Raw genomic sequence first — 14,670 nt, 5'->3', positions numbered from 1 at the left:
GACCCTTTTGCAAAAGGGTCCCTCCCCCACAAAACTCCCCCACAAAACTCTCCAACGTAACGTGACAACGCGACAGTACAGCCCACCGGGCTCAGTCATCCATTTTTCGGATCACCACGCCCTGTTCTTCAAGCTGCCGCATGACGTCGCTGCACCGAAAAACATCCGCGCCCACGATTTCGGCTTCGTCCAGCAAGCTCATGGTTCCGTCGGCGTAGGCCAGCAGATCCATCATGAGATCGACCTGCTCGGTACAGGAATATCTGGTGCTCAGCGTGGGGTACAGCCCCCGCTTGCCCAGTTGCGGTTCGCACAGAACCTTGCACTGGTACGTCGCGTTTTCTTCAATAGCTGCGAGCACTTTGCGCATTATTTCAAAGCCGCCCTGAAGTCCTTGTTCCGTGACCAGCGAGCAGTCGTCCAGCGACGTGTGGTACTCGGGAAAGACATGGTACTTGGTGCGCATGACGCTGCACAGGGGCAGATCGATTCCTGGCGAGCAGTACTGCCGCTCGTCGCTGCCCCTGTCATGAAAGGTGTACCGCACAAAGTCCGGGGCAAAATGTTGCAGCACGTGCAGGGCCGCCTTGTCTGCCAGGGTGTTGCCCTTGCGGCTCGGCAGATAGGAATAGGCGCGGTCGTCTCCAAGGCAGGTCAGGTTGAACCCGGCCACCACCCGCTCGCGCAACTGCAGATAATTTTTGCTGAGATAGGTAATGGAGCCGATGGTTTCCGGCACAAAAACAAATCGGTACGTATAGCGGCGCGGCGCGGTTTGCAGCCAGCGCGCCAGGGCCAGGGCCACCACAGGGCCGGAAAGCTCATTATTGGCCATGGAGGGGTGGCACACATAGGTGGAAAGAAAAACTTCCTTCTCGCTGTGGCCGGGCAATACCAGCTCGCCATACGTGAGATGGCCGGGTGCGAGCGTGGACTTGATCACCGCATGGTACATGCCCGGTTTGAGCTTCTCGCGCACGCTGTGCTTGAGGCAGAAGCCCCAGCGCCGGGCGTAATAGGACGTTACGTAGGGGATGGCCTCTGGCAGATCCGGGCGGGAGTAGAGATGCTCCTGCAAATCCTCAAGGGACAGCATGAGATCCACTGGCTCGGAGTAGCCCACCACATGCAGATTGCAGTGAGAAAAATCGGCGATAATTTCGCCGTCGGGGCCTGTCAGCCGTGCTTCGGTGATGTTCCACTCATCGGGCACTGTCCAGTCGAACACCTGACTGCCTGAAGGAACTTCATGCATTTGCAGGCCCGGCAGCTCTTCCTTGAGTATGGAAAGAGTCTGCCGAACGCCATTACCGGTGATGCTCCGGCAAATGGGGAAAAGCCGTTGGAGAAAACTGTGCAGATTTGGCATGGAAAAAGCCTTGTAGTCTCTTGCCCGCCCGGTAGGGGCGCGGGCATAAAAATATGGAATGCTAACCAGCCGCCTTATGCGGGTCATTGTGGCAAAGCAAAAACGGCATCTCCCCTCCTGCACAGATGGCGAACCCCATGGGCCGCCTCAACGCGCGCGCTGGCCCCCGTTTGGAACCTTCTCGCCCGCTCTCCCCTCGTTGCTTCACCCCATCATGAGGCCGGAAGCCCCGCTGCGTTGCGGTACAGGCGTCCGGGCCCTATTGGGTATCTCAAGGCCGGGGTGTCTGCCCCAGGTCCGTGTCTTTCCCCCCCATAAAGGGCTATACGGGGCATACGGAAGCAAAAAGACCGCTGATTGTCCAGCACTGTTTGCATAACAAACCCGAAAGGGGAAATAAATTTTTATAACCTGCTTTTTGGGCTACTAAAAAATTTTTGGCCTTGCGCACCTTATACTGCGATACACAGGAGCAATTCCGTGGTTTTTGTCACACTACTGTAACAAAAGCTCGCGCGGCAGACGCATGCGTGCCGCCTGTCGAAAAAGCCTTTGCACGGTGCACTGCCGGAGCGGCTGCGGCTGGAAGACATCAGAGCGCCAAAACGTCAAAGGCTCCCCACACTGTGCGGGGAGCCTTTGGACAGACTACAGCCGGGCTACAGCCGGGCTACAGCCGGGCGGCTGCCGGGGCGGCCGCGCCATCAGATTCGCGCTGTTTTCAGCTTTCGGCCAGGCCTTGATCCTGTTGGCCCTGATCCTGCTTCCAGAGCAATTTAAAAGTTAAATTGCTCCGGCGGCTGCGTGCGCAGACGTTCGCTACGGAGGCGTAAGCACAGTTTATCTGCGCGGTTAAACGCCGAAGTGAGCGTGCCTTAAACTTTGAGAATGTATATTCTCAAAGTTAATCTGTGCTCGAGAGCAGCACTGATTAAAGAGCCTTCAGGAAACGCGTAGTTATTTCGTTTGGCAAGGCGCGAGCTTATTTTGACGCAGGAGTGGACTCTTCCGTCCTCGACTGTTTCAAAAAAAGTGAAGCAAGTCCGCCAAACGGAATAAATCAGCGTTTCCCTAGGCCTGATGGCCCCAGACAGTGGTGATAAGCTCATGCAGCTTGACAGAAAGAGCCTTGAGATCCGGCTTGGTGTACTGGGCATCTGCCCCCACCAGGGCGCACTTTCTGGCAAGACTCTCGTTGATCATTGAGGAAAAGATGGCCACGGGCAGCTTTTTGAGCACAGGATCATCCTTGATGCGCTTGCACAGGGCAAGGCCGTCCATGGCGGGCATTTCGATGTCCGTGATGATTCCCTGCAAAAAATCCGATATGGGGCGGTCCTCCGCCTCGCAACGATTGCGCACGGACTGCAGGTAGTCCCAGGCTTCCTGCCCGTTGACGCGCTGCTCCACCTTGAAGCGCCCTTCCTTGTTGAGCAGGTTCAGCAGCAGGCTGCGGATGCTGCTGGAATCGTCCACATGCAGGATGGTGTAGGTCTTGCCGTCCGAAGCGGCCATGTCGGCTGCGTCAAAACGCAGGGCCATGGCCGGGTGCAATTCGGCCACAATGGCTTCAAGATCCAGCAGAAATATGACGCGCTCTTCAAGCCGCACCACGCCGGTAACGGAACTGCGGCTCATGTTCTGCAAAAACTGACCGGGGGCTTCAACATCCGTCCAGCTCAACCTGTAGATGCGGTTGACGCCGGACACGAGAAAACCCGTACAGACGCCGTTGAACTCCGTCACAATGACCTTGGCGTCCTCATTGGTTATGGGAGCGCTGCCAAGAAAACGCGCCATGTCGATAAGCGGCACAATGCGCCCATTGCGGTGCAAAAACGCGCCCAGCAGGGCTTTATGGCGCATTTCCGGCATGGCCGTCACAGGTTGGCGACGGCCTATTTCAACCACCTTGGCCACATTGAGGCCATAATGGGCCTCGTAACCGTCCTGGTTGACATAGAACTCCACAATTTCGAGTTCATTGGTGCCAGTTTCGAGCAAAATATTGGTTTGCGCCATGAAAGTACTCCATTAAGCGGGCCGGGCCGCCAGCGTGCCGCATGCGGAAAGTCCAGTGCCGAAGCTCTTTTCTTGCCAAACTTATCGGCAGGAAAAAATTACTATTTACCTCATAGAAAATAAAATGTCTGTTTTCCGCGCCTGTCGCCGAACCAGTGGCACGAAACCGGACTGTGGTGGATGGGGAGCCGGGCCACCAGCAGCCCCACAGAGCCGACAGGAAAGATAGGTCCGCGGGCCGCCCTTTTTCATCCGCAGGGGATCTGCCGAAAAAGGACGGCCCCGGCCTGTTCGGGCCAGATTGCCTTTAAAAGGCTTCACATTTCAAAGAGTACATGCTCCAGACAGTGTCGTCACAAGACGAATTTCCTGTCGCATCGGGGAGACGAGCCTTTTATGCAGGGATGTGCTCTGATGATACCCTGCCGGAATAAAAGGTGAATTTCGACGCAGAAAGAACCGGAAAGGCGCTCGTGGCGGCACTGTCTAAGCCGACTGCGTCATATCGGTGAACAGTCTGGTAGACATATACCTTTCGCCTGTATCGCAGGCAAAGGTGACGATATTTTTACCTTTCATTTCCGGGCGCGCCGCGACCTTGAGGGCTGCCGCCACGTTGGCGCCGGTGGATATGCCTGTCACTATGCCGCAGCGCATGAGCGTGCGGGCCATGGTCAGGGCTTCTTCGCCATCGGCCAGCAGTATTTCGTCCAGCAGGGCACGGTCAAGGATGGCGGGCACAAAGCCTGCGCCTATGCCCTGAATGAGGTGCGGCGACGCCTTGCCGCCAGAGAGCACGGGCGAGGCTTCCGGCTCCACGGCAATGACCTTGAAGCCGGGGATGCGCTCCTTCAAAAAGCGGCCAGCCCCCGTGATGGACGAACCTGAACCCACGCCAGCCACCAGCACATCCATCTTGCCGACGCTGTCGCTGTAAATTTCAGGGCCGGTTGTTTTGTAATGGGCCTGCACGGCTTCGGGATTGGTGAACTGGCCGGGGATGAAGCCGCCCTGCTCTTCGGCGATGCGGCGGGCTTCTTCAAGAGCGCCCGTCATGCCCTTGGCAGCCGGGGTAAGCACCAGTTCCGCACCAAGGCCCTTGAGCAGGTTGCGCCGCTCAATGCTCATGGATTCGGGCATGGCGAGCACGCAACGCAGGCCCCGGACGGCCGAAACCAGGGCCAAGCCGATGCCCATGTTGCCACTGGTGGCCTCCACAACAAGACCGCCCGGTTCCAGTTCGCCCCACTGAAGGGCATTTTCGATAAGGTGAAAGGCCACGCGATCCTTGATGGAACCGCCGGGGTTACGATTTTCAAGTTTGAGCCAGACCTTGCCGGGCAGATCTTGTGAAAGATTAAGGCGCAGCAGAGGCGTATTGCCAATAGCCTGAAGAATGTTGGTCAGCATGGCGAGAAAACCTCATAGTATCGTAGGGAATGTCCCGAAAATCCTGCAGGATGGACAGGTGGAGCTTTACAACAGACGCGTTTTGCTTAACAGTCAGAACACGAGAATAGAGGAAAGCGTGTGCATTGGCAAACTTTCCTGTACATACATGCCGGGCCATTTCCCGGTGCAAAACAGCCTTGCGCCGCAGATGCCGGCCCAGCATAACGACGGAGGATACCATGAATTTTCTGAAATCCGCATTTCTTGTCTGCACTCTGTTCCTTTGCCTTTCCGCCGGTCAGGCCCACGCCAAGGCCGACACAGTAGCCCTGTATACCGAAGCGGTCATGACCGGCGACATCCCCGCCCTTGAAACCCTGCTGGCCCCCAATTACTGGCACATCGCCGGCAACGGGCACATTGAGGACAAGGAGCACTTCATCCAGTCCATCAAAAACAAGGAGATGGTGGTTGACCGCCTGACCATCACCAATGTGCGCACCACCATGATTGGCGGCGCTACCCTGATGACGGGCAACGGTTATTTCAAGGGCATATCCCAGCCTGCGCAGCCCGAAGGGCTCATGCGCTTTACCCTCGTGGTTGTGAAAAACCAGAACCGCGAGCAGGTGGTGCTGTTCCAGGCCACTCCCGTGGTCTCCACCCCCGACTGCAGGGACGGCAACTGCAAGATTCAGTAGCCCAAGAACCCGTAGCCAAAGACTCCGAAGCCAAAGACCCAGTAGCCGCTCCGGCGGTTTTCCATACTACCAAAGCCCCGTCGCCACGGGGCTTTTTTTGTTCACGGCCTGCGGCGCGCCTGTTGTATCCGCCCCGCAGGCTGGAGAAAAACAGCAATACCGTTTATACTGGCTGCAAGGATGTCAGCAGCCCCGGCACCGGTCTGCTGGCTGTCGCTGCGGCATCGATACGTCGGCTGGCCATGGGCAACAGGCCTGTACCAGAGGCAATCGACCTGCCGTCATGTCACCCGGCGGCGCGCTCCATCGGACTCTTCCCGCGCCATGGGCAATAGCCCCGTGGCTGGCCTCACAGCCCTGCCTGCGCCGCCCACAGCCGTATGCCAGGTGCGACAGCGCGAGCATCCCTCTGGCCGCGCTTTCCGGCACCTCCTCCTGCCTCACCACCCTCATGGGGCGCGGCTGCCAGGCCCCAGAACCTTCCGCACGAAAGGACTCCCCATGCATATACTTATTCTGGGTTCATCAGGTTTTTTGGGATCGCACATCACGTCCCATCTTTTGCAGCAGGGACACAGTGTTCGCGCCGCCGTGCGCGGCACTGCGGCTGGGCGTCCCCCGCAAAAGGGACTTGCGTATGCGGCCTGGGACGGCATGGACGCAGCCGCGCTGGTTCCCCTGCTGCACGATGTGGATGCGGTGATCAACCTTCAGGGCGAAAACATCGGCGCGGGACGCTGGACTGCCACCCGAAAGCAGGCCATAGCGCAAAGCAGGCTCAACGCGGGGCATGCCCTGACAGCCGCGCTGCAAACCCTGCGCGACAGGGGCTTGCGCCTGCCGGGCACCCTGTTGCAGGCATCGGCCTGCGGCTATTATGGCCTGTGGCAGGATGCCGCGACGGCTCCCGACTGTGACGAAACGTATCCCAGGGGGCAGGGTTTTCTGGCAGATGTGTGCGTCCTTTGGGAAGAAAGCACGGCTCGTGCGGAGGCGCTGGGCGTACGCCGCTGCATCCTGCGGTTTTCGCCGGTTGTGGGCCAGAAAGCTTCGGGAGGCGTGGGGGGATTTCTGGAACGGATGCTGCCGCCCTTTCTGTACTTTTTGGGCGGCCCTGTCGGTTCCGGCCGTCAGCCCATGAGCTGGGTGCATATGTCGGACGTGACGCAGGCCGTGCGCTTTCTGCTTGAGCGGGAGGACGTTCAGGGCATCTTCAACATAAGCGCCCCCATGCAAGTGAACATGCGCCAGTTTGCCAGCGCTCTGGGCAAGGCATGTTCCCGCCCGTCGTGGCTGCCTGTTCCCGGTTTTGTGCTCCGTCCGGCTTTGGGGCAAATGGCCGAGGAACTGGTTTTGAACGGGCAAAAATCGCTTCCCGTCCGGCTCAAGCTCGCTGGTTACAGCTTTCAGTGCCCTGACCTCGACCAGGCCCTGGTCGAGACACTCAAGCGGCGCGCCTGATCTGCACACATGAATTGCACACCTTGCCTGGCGCACCGTGTGATATGCGCCCTGCCTCGAACGGGGATTTTCAGAAGTTAAAGCCGCAGCTCCATCATTTGTCCGCGCAAGCAAGGCGCACCCGCCGGAGCGAACACAACGGCATGGTGCAGATACACTTTGATCAGACACATTCTGTGATGAAGCGATGCCTGAGAAACACTCTACAACCGCCTCTTGATACATTTGAGACCAGCAAATTTTTTGTGCTTTATTACAGTATGATAAGAGTTTTAGGGGGTGGGGGCGTGGGGGAGGAGACCCTTTTGCAAAAGGGTCCCTCCCCCACAAAGCACAAAGCGCTTCAAAAAAGATTACGCCAAGTCCACAAAAAAGGGCGGCGCGGCCCATAAGACCGCGCCGCCCTGGCATTTCAAAGCGCAAATGTTCTAGCAGGTTCCGCCCACCATGCGCAGCAGGCGCAGCAACTGATTGGTAAAGCCGGCTTCATTGTCGTACCAGATAAGTACTTTGACCATGGTGCCGTCGAGCACCTGGGTGGAGAGCGCATCCACCACGCCGCCGTGCGTGCTGCCCCGGAAGTCGATGGAAACCAGCGGTTCTTCGGTAAAGCCCATGTGCGCGCCCAGGGAGCCTTCACTGGCGGCCTTGAGGGCCTCGTTGACGGCCGCGGCGTCGCAGTGCCGTTCCACTTCACAGGTCAGATCCACAAGGGAACAGTCAAAGGTAGGCACACGCACGGACATGCCGTTGAGCTTGCCTTCAAGCTCGGGCATCACGATGCCCACGGCCTTGGCCGCGCCCGTGCTGGAGGGCACCATGGACACGGCGGCGGCACGGCCGCGACGCCAGTCCTTGTGGGTGCCGTCCAGAATGCGCTGGCTCATGGTGTAGCTGTGAATGGTGGTCATGAGGCCGTGACGGATGCCGAACTTCTCGTGCAGCACCTTGGCCACAGGGGCCAGGCAGTTGGTGGTGCAGGAAGCGGCTGAAATGATCTTGTGCTTGACGCAGTCGTACACATGATCGTTGACGCCCATGACGACCATGGCGTCCACATCCTTGGCAGGCGCGGATATGACGACCTTTTCAGCACCGCAGGCCAGATGTTTGGCGAGGCCCTCGGCGTCCTTGATGGTGCCCGTGGTCTCCACGGCAATGTTCACGCCAAGGCGCTTCCATTCCCATTCACCGGGTTTGCAACGGGTCACGGCGATGTGGCGTCCATTGACTATGATGCCGTTCTCGTCGTGGTCCACACTGCCCGCAAAGGTGCCGTACGTGGAATCATACTTGAAAAGATAGGCCAGGGCGGCATTATCGGCGCGCGCGTTGATGGCGGCGATTTGCAGATCCTGGTCGTCGGCCAGCAACCGCAGCAGATAGCGGCCAATGCGGCCAAAGCCGTTCATTCCCAGTTTGACGGGCATGTTGCGCTCCTTGACGAGGGCTTATGTGGTTTTAGGCTTTGCCTGAAGATCCCATCACATTATGGATCTTGTGCGCCACCATCTTCTTGACAGCTTCCCGGGCTGGCTTGAGATAGGACCGGGGGTCGAACTCTTCGGGGTGCTCGGCAAGGTACTGGCGGATGCAGGCCGTGACAGCCAGACGGATGTCCGTATCCACGTTGATCTTGCACACCCCCATGCCCGCAGCCTTGCGCAGCATGTCTTCGGGCACGCCCTTGGCTCCGCCCACCTTGCCGCCGTACTGGTTGCACAGGGCGACAAATTCCTGCGGCACGCTGGACGCGCCGTGCAGCACAAGGGGATAGTCGGGCAGTTTTTTGCTGATGGTTTCAAGCCGGTCGAAATCCAGCCTGGCCTCACCCTTGAACTTGTACGCGCCGTGGCTTGTGCCGATGGCAATGGCCAGGGAGTCGCAGCCCGTGCGCTCCACAAATTCCACAGCTTCGTCGGGATCGGTATACACGTGCTCGTCAGACTGCACATGCTCCTCAATGCCTGCCAGCTTGCCCAGCTCCGCCTCAACCCACACGCCACGGGGATGGGCGTATTCCACCACCTGTTTGGTCAGGGCGATGTTTTCTTCAAAGGGCAGGTGCGAACCGTCGATCATGACCGAGGTAAAACCGCCGTCAATGCAGTCGCGGCACATCTCAAAGCTTGGGCCGTGGTCAAGGTGCACGGCCACGGGCACGCTGGCGTCAACGTCCAGAGCGGCCTCCACCAGCTTCATGATGTACGCCTGCCCCGCGTATTTGCGCGCGCCGGAAGAAACCTGAAGAATGACAGGCGACTTTTCTTCGGAGGCCGCGTTCATAATGCCCTGGATTATTTCCATGTTATTGACGTTGAACGCGCCAATGGCATAGCCCCCCGCATAGGCGGCGGCAAACATTTCTTTGGGATTGGTAAGAGGCATGAATTCCTCCGTGGTTTTCTGCGGCAAGGGCTGCCGAAATACTCAAGTTTAATGGCATTTGCCCATGCAGGCATCAAGACAGCATGGCTAGCACCAACGCCCGTTACAAGCAAGAGTCACATACACCAAATTTGCGCGAAGGGGAATGGTTTAACGCCGCCACAAGAGCATCCCTGGCCGTTCTGACGATTCTTGATCCACGGCAGGCGCGCACCCATGGCCGTTTTGGGGCATATCCCCCGCCAATTCAACACATACACAAAGCGCTAAAACACGAAACGGCTTTTACGCGGTGCGTCGCGCCTGCCCGTCTGCGCGCGTGCTACGCGCCTGCGGGCCAACGGAAGAACTAGAGCAGATCAACTTTTGAAGCAGGAGTGGACGCTTCCGTCCTCGACTGTTTCAAAAAAAGTGAAGCAAGGCCGCCAAACGGAATACAGCAGCGTTTCCTTAAAGCCCCATCTTTGTCAGGGCGCGCATGCCCCTGTGATCCGTAAACTCGAAATTCAGGGGCGTCATGGTGATGTGCCCCCGGTTGAGCAGATCCTTGTCCGAATCGGGCTCGATGCTCTCCATGGGGATTTCGCCCTCAAGCCACCAGTAGGGCACGCCCCTCGGGTCTTCACGCTCAAGATAGACGTTTTTCCACACGGCGCTGGTCTGGGGGCAGATGCGCAGTTCGCGCGCCTCCTCCAGCGGGCAGGCCGGATAGTTCACATTGATGACCCGGCGGCGGCCCACTTCAGCCCAGTTGATGCGGCTGGCCAGAGCCACCGCGTGCCGGGCCTGGGGCATGAGGTCCACGTCCGGGCCGGTGTTGTGGCTGAAACTGTCGTGCGACACGGCCATGCTGGGCAGTTCCTCGTGAGCGGCCTCGGTGGCGGCCCCCACGGTGCCGGAGTACAGGATGTCCGGCCCCACGTTGGCCCCGGCGTTGATGCCGGACATGACAAGGTCGGGCCTTTGGGGCAGCAGACGCCCCAGGGCCAGCTTTACGCAGTCTGTGGGCGTGCCAAAAACGCCTGTGCCCGTGAAGCCGGGTTCTTCAATCACCGTGGCCCGCACAGGCTCAAAAACCGTGAGCGAGTGCCCCACCCCGGACTGCTGGCGCATGGGGGCCACTACGAAAACCGTGTGCCCAGCTTCCATCAAAGCCGCGTACAGGGCACGCAGGCCCCTGGCCCGGATGCCGTCGTCATTGGTCAGGAGAACGTTCATTGACAATACCTCGGAAAGAAGGGAAATTCGGGCCATAGACCCGTTGCGGCCACCGCCGTAAACGGAGACCCAAAAGAACGGAGCGCTGGCCGCTCCTGGAAAGATATATGGAAAAAGGTTGTTACGTCAAAGACATTAGCGCCACGTCAGAAGCGCGCGGCCTGTTCGCCGTAAGCCAGGCGGCGCAGGGGCAGTCCCGCAACGGGCCGTACTGGCGGCTTACCCTGACGGACGCCAGCGGCAGTCTGGAAGCCAAGATATGGAGCCCCCTCAGCGCTGATTTCAGCGAGATTCCCTCCGGCTCCCTTGTCTGGGTTGAAGGCCGCGCCGGGCTTTACCGCGATCAGGTACAGCTTACGGTGGAGCACATGCGCCTGCTCGACGAGGCCGAAAGCGCCACCGTGGATCACACGGCCCTTATGCCCGCCAGTCCCTATCCGCTGGACGACATGCTTCAGGAGCTGGACGGGCTCATCAAGACCGAGTTTACCCACACGCCCTGGCGCAAGCTGGTACAGGGCTTTTTCAACAATGAAGAGCTGCGGGCCGCTTTTCGCATATGCCCGGCCGCCAAGGGCGTACACCATGCCTATGTGGGCGGTCTGCTGGAGCATACCCTGAGCGTCTTCACCCTTTGCCGCCGCATTGCCGACCAGTACCCGGAACTGGACCGTCAGACCCTGCTGGCCGGGGCGCTCTTTCACGATATCGGCAAGATACGCGAATTTTCCGGCGGCCTTGCCAACGATTATACCGACGAGGGCCGCCTGCTCGGGCACCTCATGCTTGGCGTAGAAATGCTGGCTCCCTTCATGACCAAATCCGGCCTTGAAGAGCCTTTGCAGCAGCACCTCAAGCACCTTATCCTGAGCCACCACGGCGAACTCCAGTTCGGCGCGGTGCGCCCGCCCCACACGCCCGAGGCCATGGCCCTGCACTATGCCGACAATCTGGACGCCAAGATGGCCCAGTGCCGTGGCCTTTTCGCCCAACTGGACGACGAGGGGCAGGACTGGACCCCCTGGCAGGCCACCCTGGGACGCCCCGTTTACCGGGCAGCGCGAACACCGGAAAAAGCCGCCCCCGCAACCCGCAAAAAGGCGGTCAAAGAAGAATGTTTATCACTTTTGAAGGTATAGAGGGCGCGGGCAAATCCACAGCCATCGAGTTTCTTGTGGAGTACCTGCAGGGCCACGGATACGACCCCGTCACCACCAGAGAACCGGGCGGCAGCGCCCTTGGCCGACGCCTGCGCTCACTGCTGCTGGACGTGCGCACCACAGGGCTTTGCAGCCGGGCCGAGCTGTTTCTTTTTCTGGCTGACCGCGCCCAGCATGTGGCCGAGGTCATCAGCCCCGCCCTTGAGGCCGGGCAGGTGGTGCTCTGCGATCGCTTCACGGATTCCACGCTGGCCTATCAGGGCTATGGGCGCGGGCTGGATATCGAATATCTGCGCGGTCTCAACCAGGCTGCCACCGGCGGGCTTCAGCCGGAACTGACCCTGCTGCTGGACCTGCCCGTGCGTTGCGGGCTGGAGCGCGCTGGCGAACGCAACCGCGCCACCGGCATAGTCATTGCCGAAGGCCGCTTTGACAGTGAAAGCCTGGACTTTCACGAGCGCGTGCGCCGGGGCTACCGCGCCCTGGCGGAAGAAGAGCCCGAACGCTTTGCCATCATTGACGCCTCGCAGCCGCCCGAAGACGTGGTGCTTCAGTGCCGTTCGGCCATTGAGGCGCATCTGCGCCGCCGTGGCAGGGGGCTCGACTAGAGCGGAGAAATTCAGAGTAACAAGCTGAAATTATTCATATTTCAATCTGTTACTCCAGGGAATGCCATTGAGCGCCAGCATTCTCAAAAATTGAAGACGCCCGTTCCGGCCAGCAACAGCACAGGCACGCCGCGCGGACGTCTTCACGGCGGATGATGCCCATGCAGCCGCCCAAATTACTGGGCGCCATTGTACCGCACGGCACCATCACCACGGCCACCACGGCCGCCTCCTCAAGTAGCGCGGCAGCGCAGATATTCCGCTTCCACGCATGACAGTCGGCCATAACAGTCGACCATAACAATTCTGTCACATAACCTGTTTACAATCCGCCTGACGGGGAGAATACCATGCAAGAATTTTACGACCTCAAGATCGAAGGCACCAAGCTGCATTTCATTCCCCGTGAAGGCGGGTCCGCAGGCTTTGAATTCGCCCTGCCCGAGCCCCCGGTCAACCACACGGCGGCCGGTATTCTGGGCGATCCGGAGCTCATGTACTGCGTGGCCTTCCGCAAGGAAGAAGGGCACGGCGGCCTCTTTGCCATGTACGACGAAAACGGCCTGCTCTTTGTGGCCGTGGCGGCCAGCAACCTGGCCTATTCGCTGGGTCTGGCCGAAATGGGCCGCATGGTGACCTACGCCCGCTACGGGGCCGACATCTTTGACGCGCTGGACGAAAATGATGACTGAGCCGTGGGCCGGGCAACGCCCGGCAACGCACTCTTTCCCGCAGGTGGGCGCAGAGGCCGCATTCCGTGCCGCGCAAAGGCTGGGAGTGGTCTTTTTTCCCGCTTTTGACTGGGCCATCTCCGCCACCCATCCAGAGCGCGAGGAGCGCCTGCTCTACACGCGCGATCAGCTTGTGGAAGAAGGGCTGTTCGATATTCCCGGCATCACGGAATACCGCCCCGCCTTCGCCAGCCACGCGCAGCTTGAGCGTGTCCACTTCTGCCTGCCCACGGTTCGCGCCGTGAGCACGGATTCGCACCTGGCAGCGGCAGGCGGGGCCATACGCGCCGCCCGCCTTGTGCTCGAAGGGCACGAAGACCGCGCCTTTGCCCTTGTGCGCCCGCCGGGGCATCACGCCATGCGCGTGGTGCACGGCAATCGTGGCTTCTGCAATATCAACAATGAAGCCGTCATGGTGGAGTACATCCGCGACACCTACCCGCACCCCGACGGCCGCCCCCTGCGCATCGCCATTGTGGACACGGACGTGCACCACGGCGACGGCACCCAGGACGTGTTCTGGAACGATCCGCACACGCTCTTCATTTCCCTGCATCAGGACGGGCGCACCCTGTATCCCGGCACGGGCTTTATTAAAGAATGCGGCGGCCCCGGCGCTCTTGGGCGCACCATCAACATTCCCCTGCCGCCGGAAACCTCGGACGAAGGCTATCTTTACGCCGTGGAACACGCGGTGCTGCCCATTCTGGAAGACTTCAAGCCGGACTTCATCATCAACTCCGCCGGGCAGGACAACCACTTCACCGATCCTCTGGCCAACATGAAGCTGTCGGCGCAGGGTTACGCGGCCCTCACAAAAATGCTCAATCCCCATGTGGCGGTGCTTGAGGGCGGTTATGCCATCCGCGGCGCTCTGCCTTACGTGAACCTGGCCATCTGCATGGCCCTGGCGGGGCTGGACGCGGGCGACATCCGCGAGCCGGGCTGGACGCCGCAAGCCACGCGCCAGGATCCCAAGGTGGGGCAGTACATAGCCCGCCTGTGCGGGCAGGTGCGCGACTGCTATTTCAACCCGCCCGCCGAGCCTTTTGAGGGCCGGGTGGAAGGCCGGGGTCAGGATCGCTGGTGGGTGCGGCAAAAGCATATTTTTTATGATACAGACATGATCAGCGAGGGGCAGTCAGAAGGCTGGCGGCTCTGCGCCGACTGCTCCGGCCTCGGACGCATCGAAACGGCGTCGGATCGCGTGGCCCGTTCGCTCTGCCTGCTCATACCGCGCCATGCCTGCCCGGCCTGCCGGGCCAAGGGACAGGAGCTTGCCGTGGAAGCCCGCAAGGCCGGACGCTACGCCCACGTGCTGCTGCTGGACGGCGATGCCGCAGGCGTCATGCCAGATGCCGGGCGCGAACATTTGCGGGTGTAGACGGCCCCGCGCGGACATACGGGAGCCTGCGGGCAGGACAACGACCAGCTTTCAGGCCCACGCGGCCTTGCCCATATTATGCGGTATGGGTTGGTCGTCCCCTTTGCGAGACACGGTTTGAATTTTCAGGGGCAGTATGCCTGACGGCGGATGAGAGATCGCACGGGTTCCGTACAGTGCGGTTGACTGATCCGGCCTTTGCAGGCATATAGCCAAACTTTGCGCCCGTAATGGCC

The 14,670-nt window shown here is 60.0% G+C and carries 12 protein-coding genes; 6 read left to right on the top strand and 6 right to left on the bottom strand.

Translation table 11 applies throughout. The features are described 5' to 3' along the window. Positions 1-91: 91 nt before the first annotated feature. The 3 genes from RBR41_RS05800 to cysK form a co-directional block, all read right to left on the bottom strand. Positions 92-1,369: a DUF4910 domain-containing protein gene (locus tag RBR41_RS05800; protein WP_320351640.1), complete on the bottom strand. Its 1,278-nt coding sequence runs from the start codon at positions 1,367-1,369 to the stop codon at positions 92-94. Between the two features lie 1,071 nt (positions 1,370-2,440). Further along, positions 2,441-3,391 carry a chemotaxis protein gene (locus tag RBR41_RS05795; RefSeq protein WP_320351639.1) on the bottom strand — a complete coding sequence of 317 codons (951 nt, stop codon included), beginning with the start codon at positions 3,389-3,391 and terminating at the stop codon, positions 2,441-2,443. Positions 3,392-3,877: 486 nt separating this feature from the next. Further along, positions 3,878-4,801 carry a cysteine synthase A gene (gene cysK / locus RBR41_RS05790; protein ID WP_320351638.1) on the bottom strand — a complete coding sequence of 308 codons (924 nt, stop codon included), beginning with the start codon at positions 4,799-4,801 and terminating at the stop codon, positions 3,878-3,880. Positions 4,802-5,022: 221 nt separating this feature from the next. On the opposite strand from cysK, the gene RBR41_RS05785 reads away from it, so the two are divergent. Both RBR41_RS05785 and RBR41_RS05780 read left to right on the top strand, forming a co-directional pair. Then, complete coding sequence (locus RBR41_RS05785; protein ID WP_320351637.1) at positions 5,023-5,484, top strand: nuclear transport factor 2 family protein; 462 nt, start codon at positions 5,023-5,025, stop codon at positions 5,482-5,484. A gap of 501 nt (positions 5,485-5,985) precedes the next feature. Further along, a complete protein-coding gene (locus tag RBR41_RS05780; RefSeq protein ID WP_320351636.1) occupies positions 5,986-6,945 on the top strand; it encodes a TIGR01777 family oxidoreductase in 960 nt (319 codons plus the stop codon). A 428-nt stretch (positions 6,946-7,373) separates the two neighbouring features. On the opposite strand, the gene gap is transcribed toward RBR41_RS05780, so the two are convergent. The 3 genes from gap to surE all read right to left on the bottom strand — a co-directional run bounded on the left by gap (position 7,374) and on the right by surE (position 10,551). Continuing rightward, on the bottom strand, positions 7,374-8,375 hold the full coding sequence (gap, locus tag RBR41_RS05775; RefSeq protein ID WP_320351635.1) for a type I glyceraldehyde-3-phosphate dehydrogenase: 1,002 nt from the start codon (positions 8,373-8,375) through the stop codon (positions 7,374-7,376). Between the two features lie 31 nt (positions 8,376-8,406). After that, complete coding sequence (fba, locus tag RBR41_RS05770) at positions 8,407-9,333, bottom strand: class II fructose-1,6-bisphosphate aldolase (protein ID WP_320351634.1); 927 nt, start codon at positions 9,331-9,333, stop codon at positions 8,407-8,409. 450 nt (positions 9,334-9,783) lie between these two features. Further along, positions 9,784-10,551, bottom strand: a complete 768-nt coding sequence (surE, locus tag RBR41_RS05765) for a 5'/3'-nucleotidase SurE (protein ID WP_320351633.1) — start codon at positions 10,549-10,551, stop codon at positions 9,784-9,786. 107 nt (positions 10,552-10,658) lie between these two features. Here surE and RBR41_RS05760 point away from each other — a divergent pair, with 107 nt between their 5' ends. From RBR41_RS05760 to RBR41_RS05745, 4 genes are all read left to right on the top strand, one after another. Next, entirely contained in the window at positions 10,659-11,690 is a 1,032-nt protein-coding gene (locus RBR41_RS05760) for a 3'-5' exoribonuclease YhaM family protein (RefSeq protein WP_320351632.1), read from the top strand. Beyond that, positions 11,666-12,319, top strand: a complete 654-nt coding sequence (gene tmk, locus RBR41_RS05755; protein WP_320351631.1) for a dTMP kinase — start codon at positions 11,666-11,668, stop codon at positions 12,317-12,319. The genes RBR41_RS05760 and tmk overlap by 25 nt, the downstream gene beginning before the upstream one ends. Positions 12,320-12,669: 350 nt before the next feature. Further along, positions 12,670-13,011 carry a hypothetical protein gene (locus tag RBR41_RS05750; RefSeq protein WP_320351630.1) on the top strand — a complete coding sequence of 114 codons (342 nt, stop codon included), beginning with the start codon at positions 12,670-12,672 and terminating at the stop codon, positions 13,009-13,011. After that, positions 13,004-14,434 carry a histone deacetylase gene (locus RBR41_RS05745; protein WP_320351629.1) on the top strand — a complete coding sequence of 477 codons (1,431 nt, stop codon included), beginning with the start codon at positions 13,004-13,006 and terminating at the stop codon, positions 14,432-14,434. The genes RBR41_RS05750 and RBR41_RS05745 overlap by 8 nt, the downstream gene beginning before the upstream one ends. Positions 14,435-14,670 lie beyond the last annotated feature (236 nt).

This window comes from Desulfovibrio sp. (genome assembly GCF_034006445.1).
Classification (GTDB): domain Bacteria; phylum Desulfobacterota; class Desulfovibrionia; order Desulfovibrionales; family Desulfovibrionaceae; genus Desulfovibrio.
This window is presented reverse-complemented; position numbering and strand designations above follow the sequence as displayed.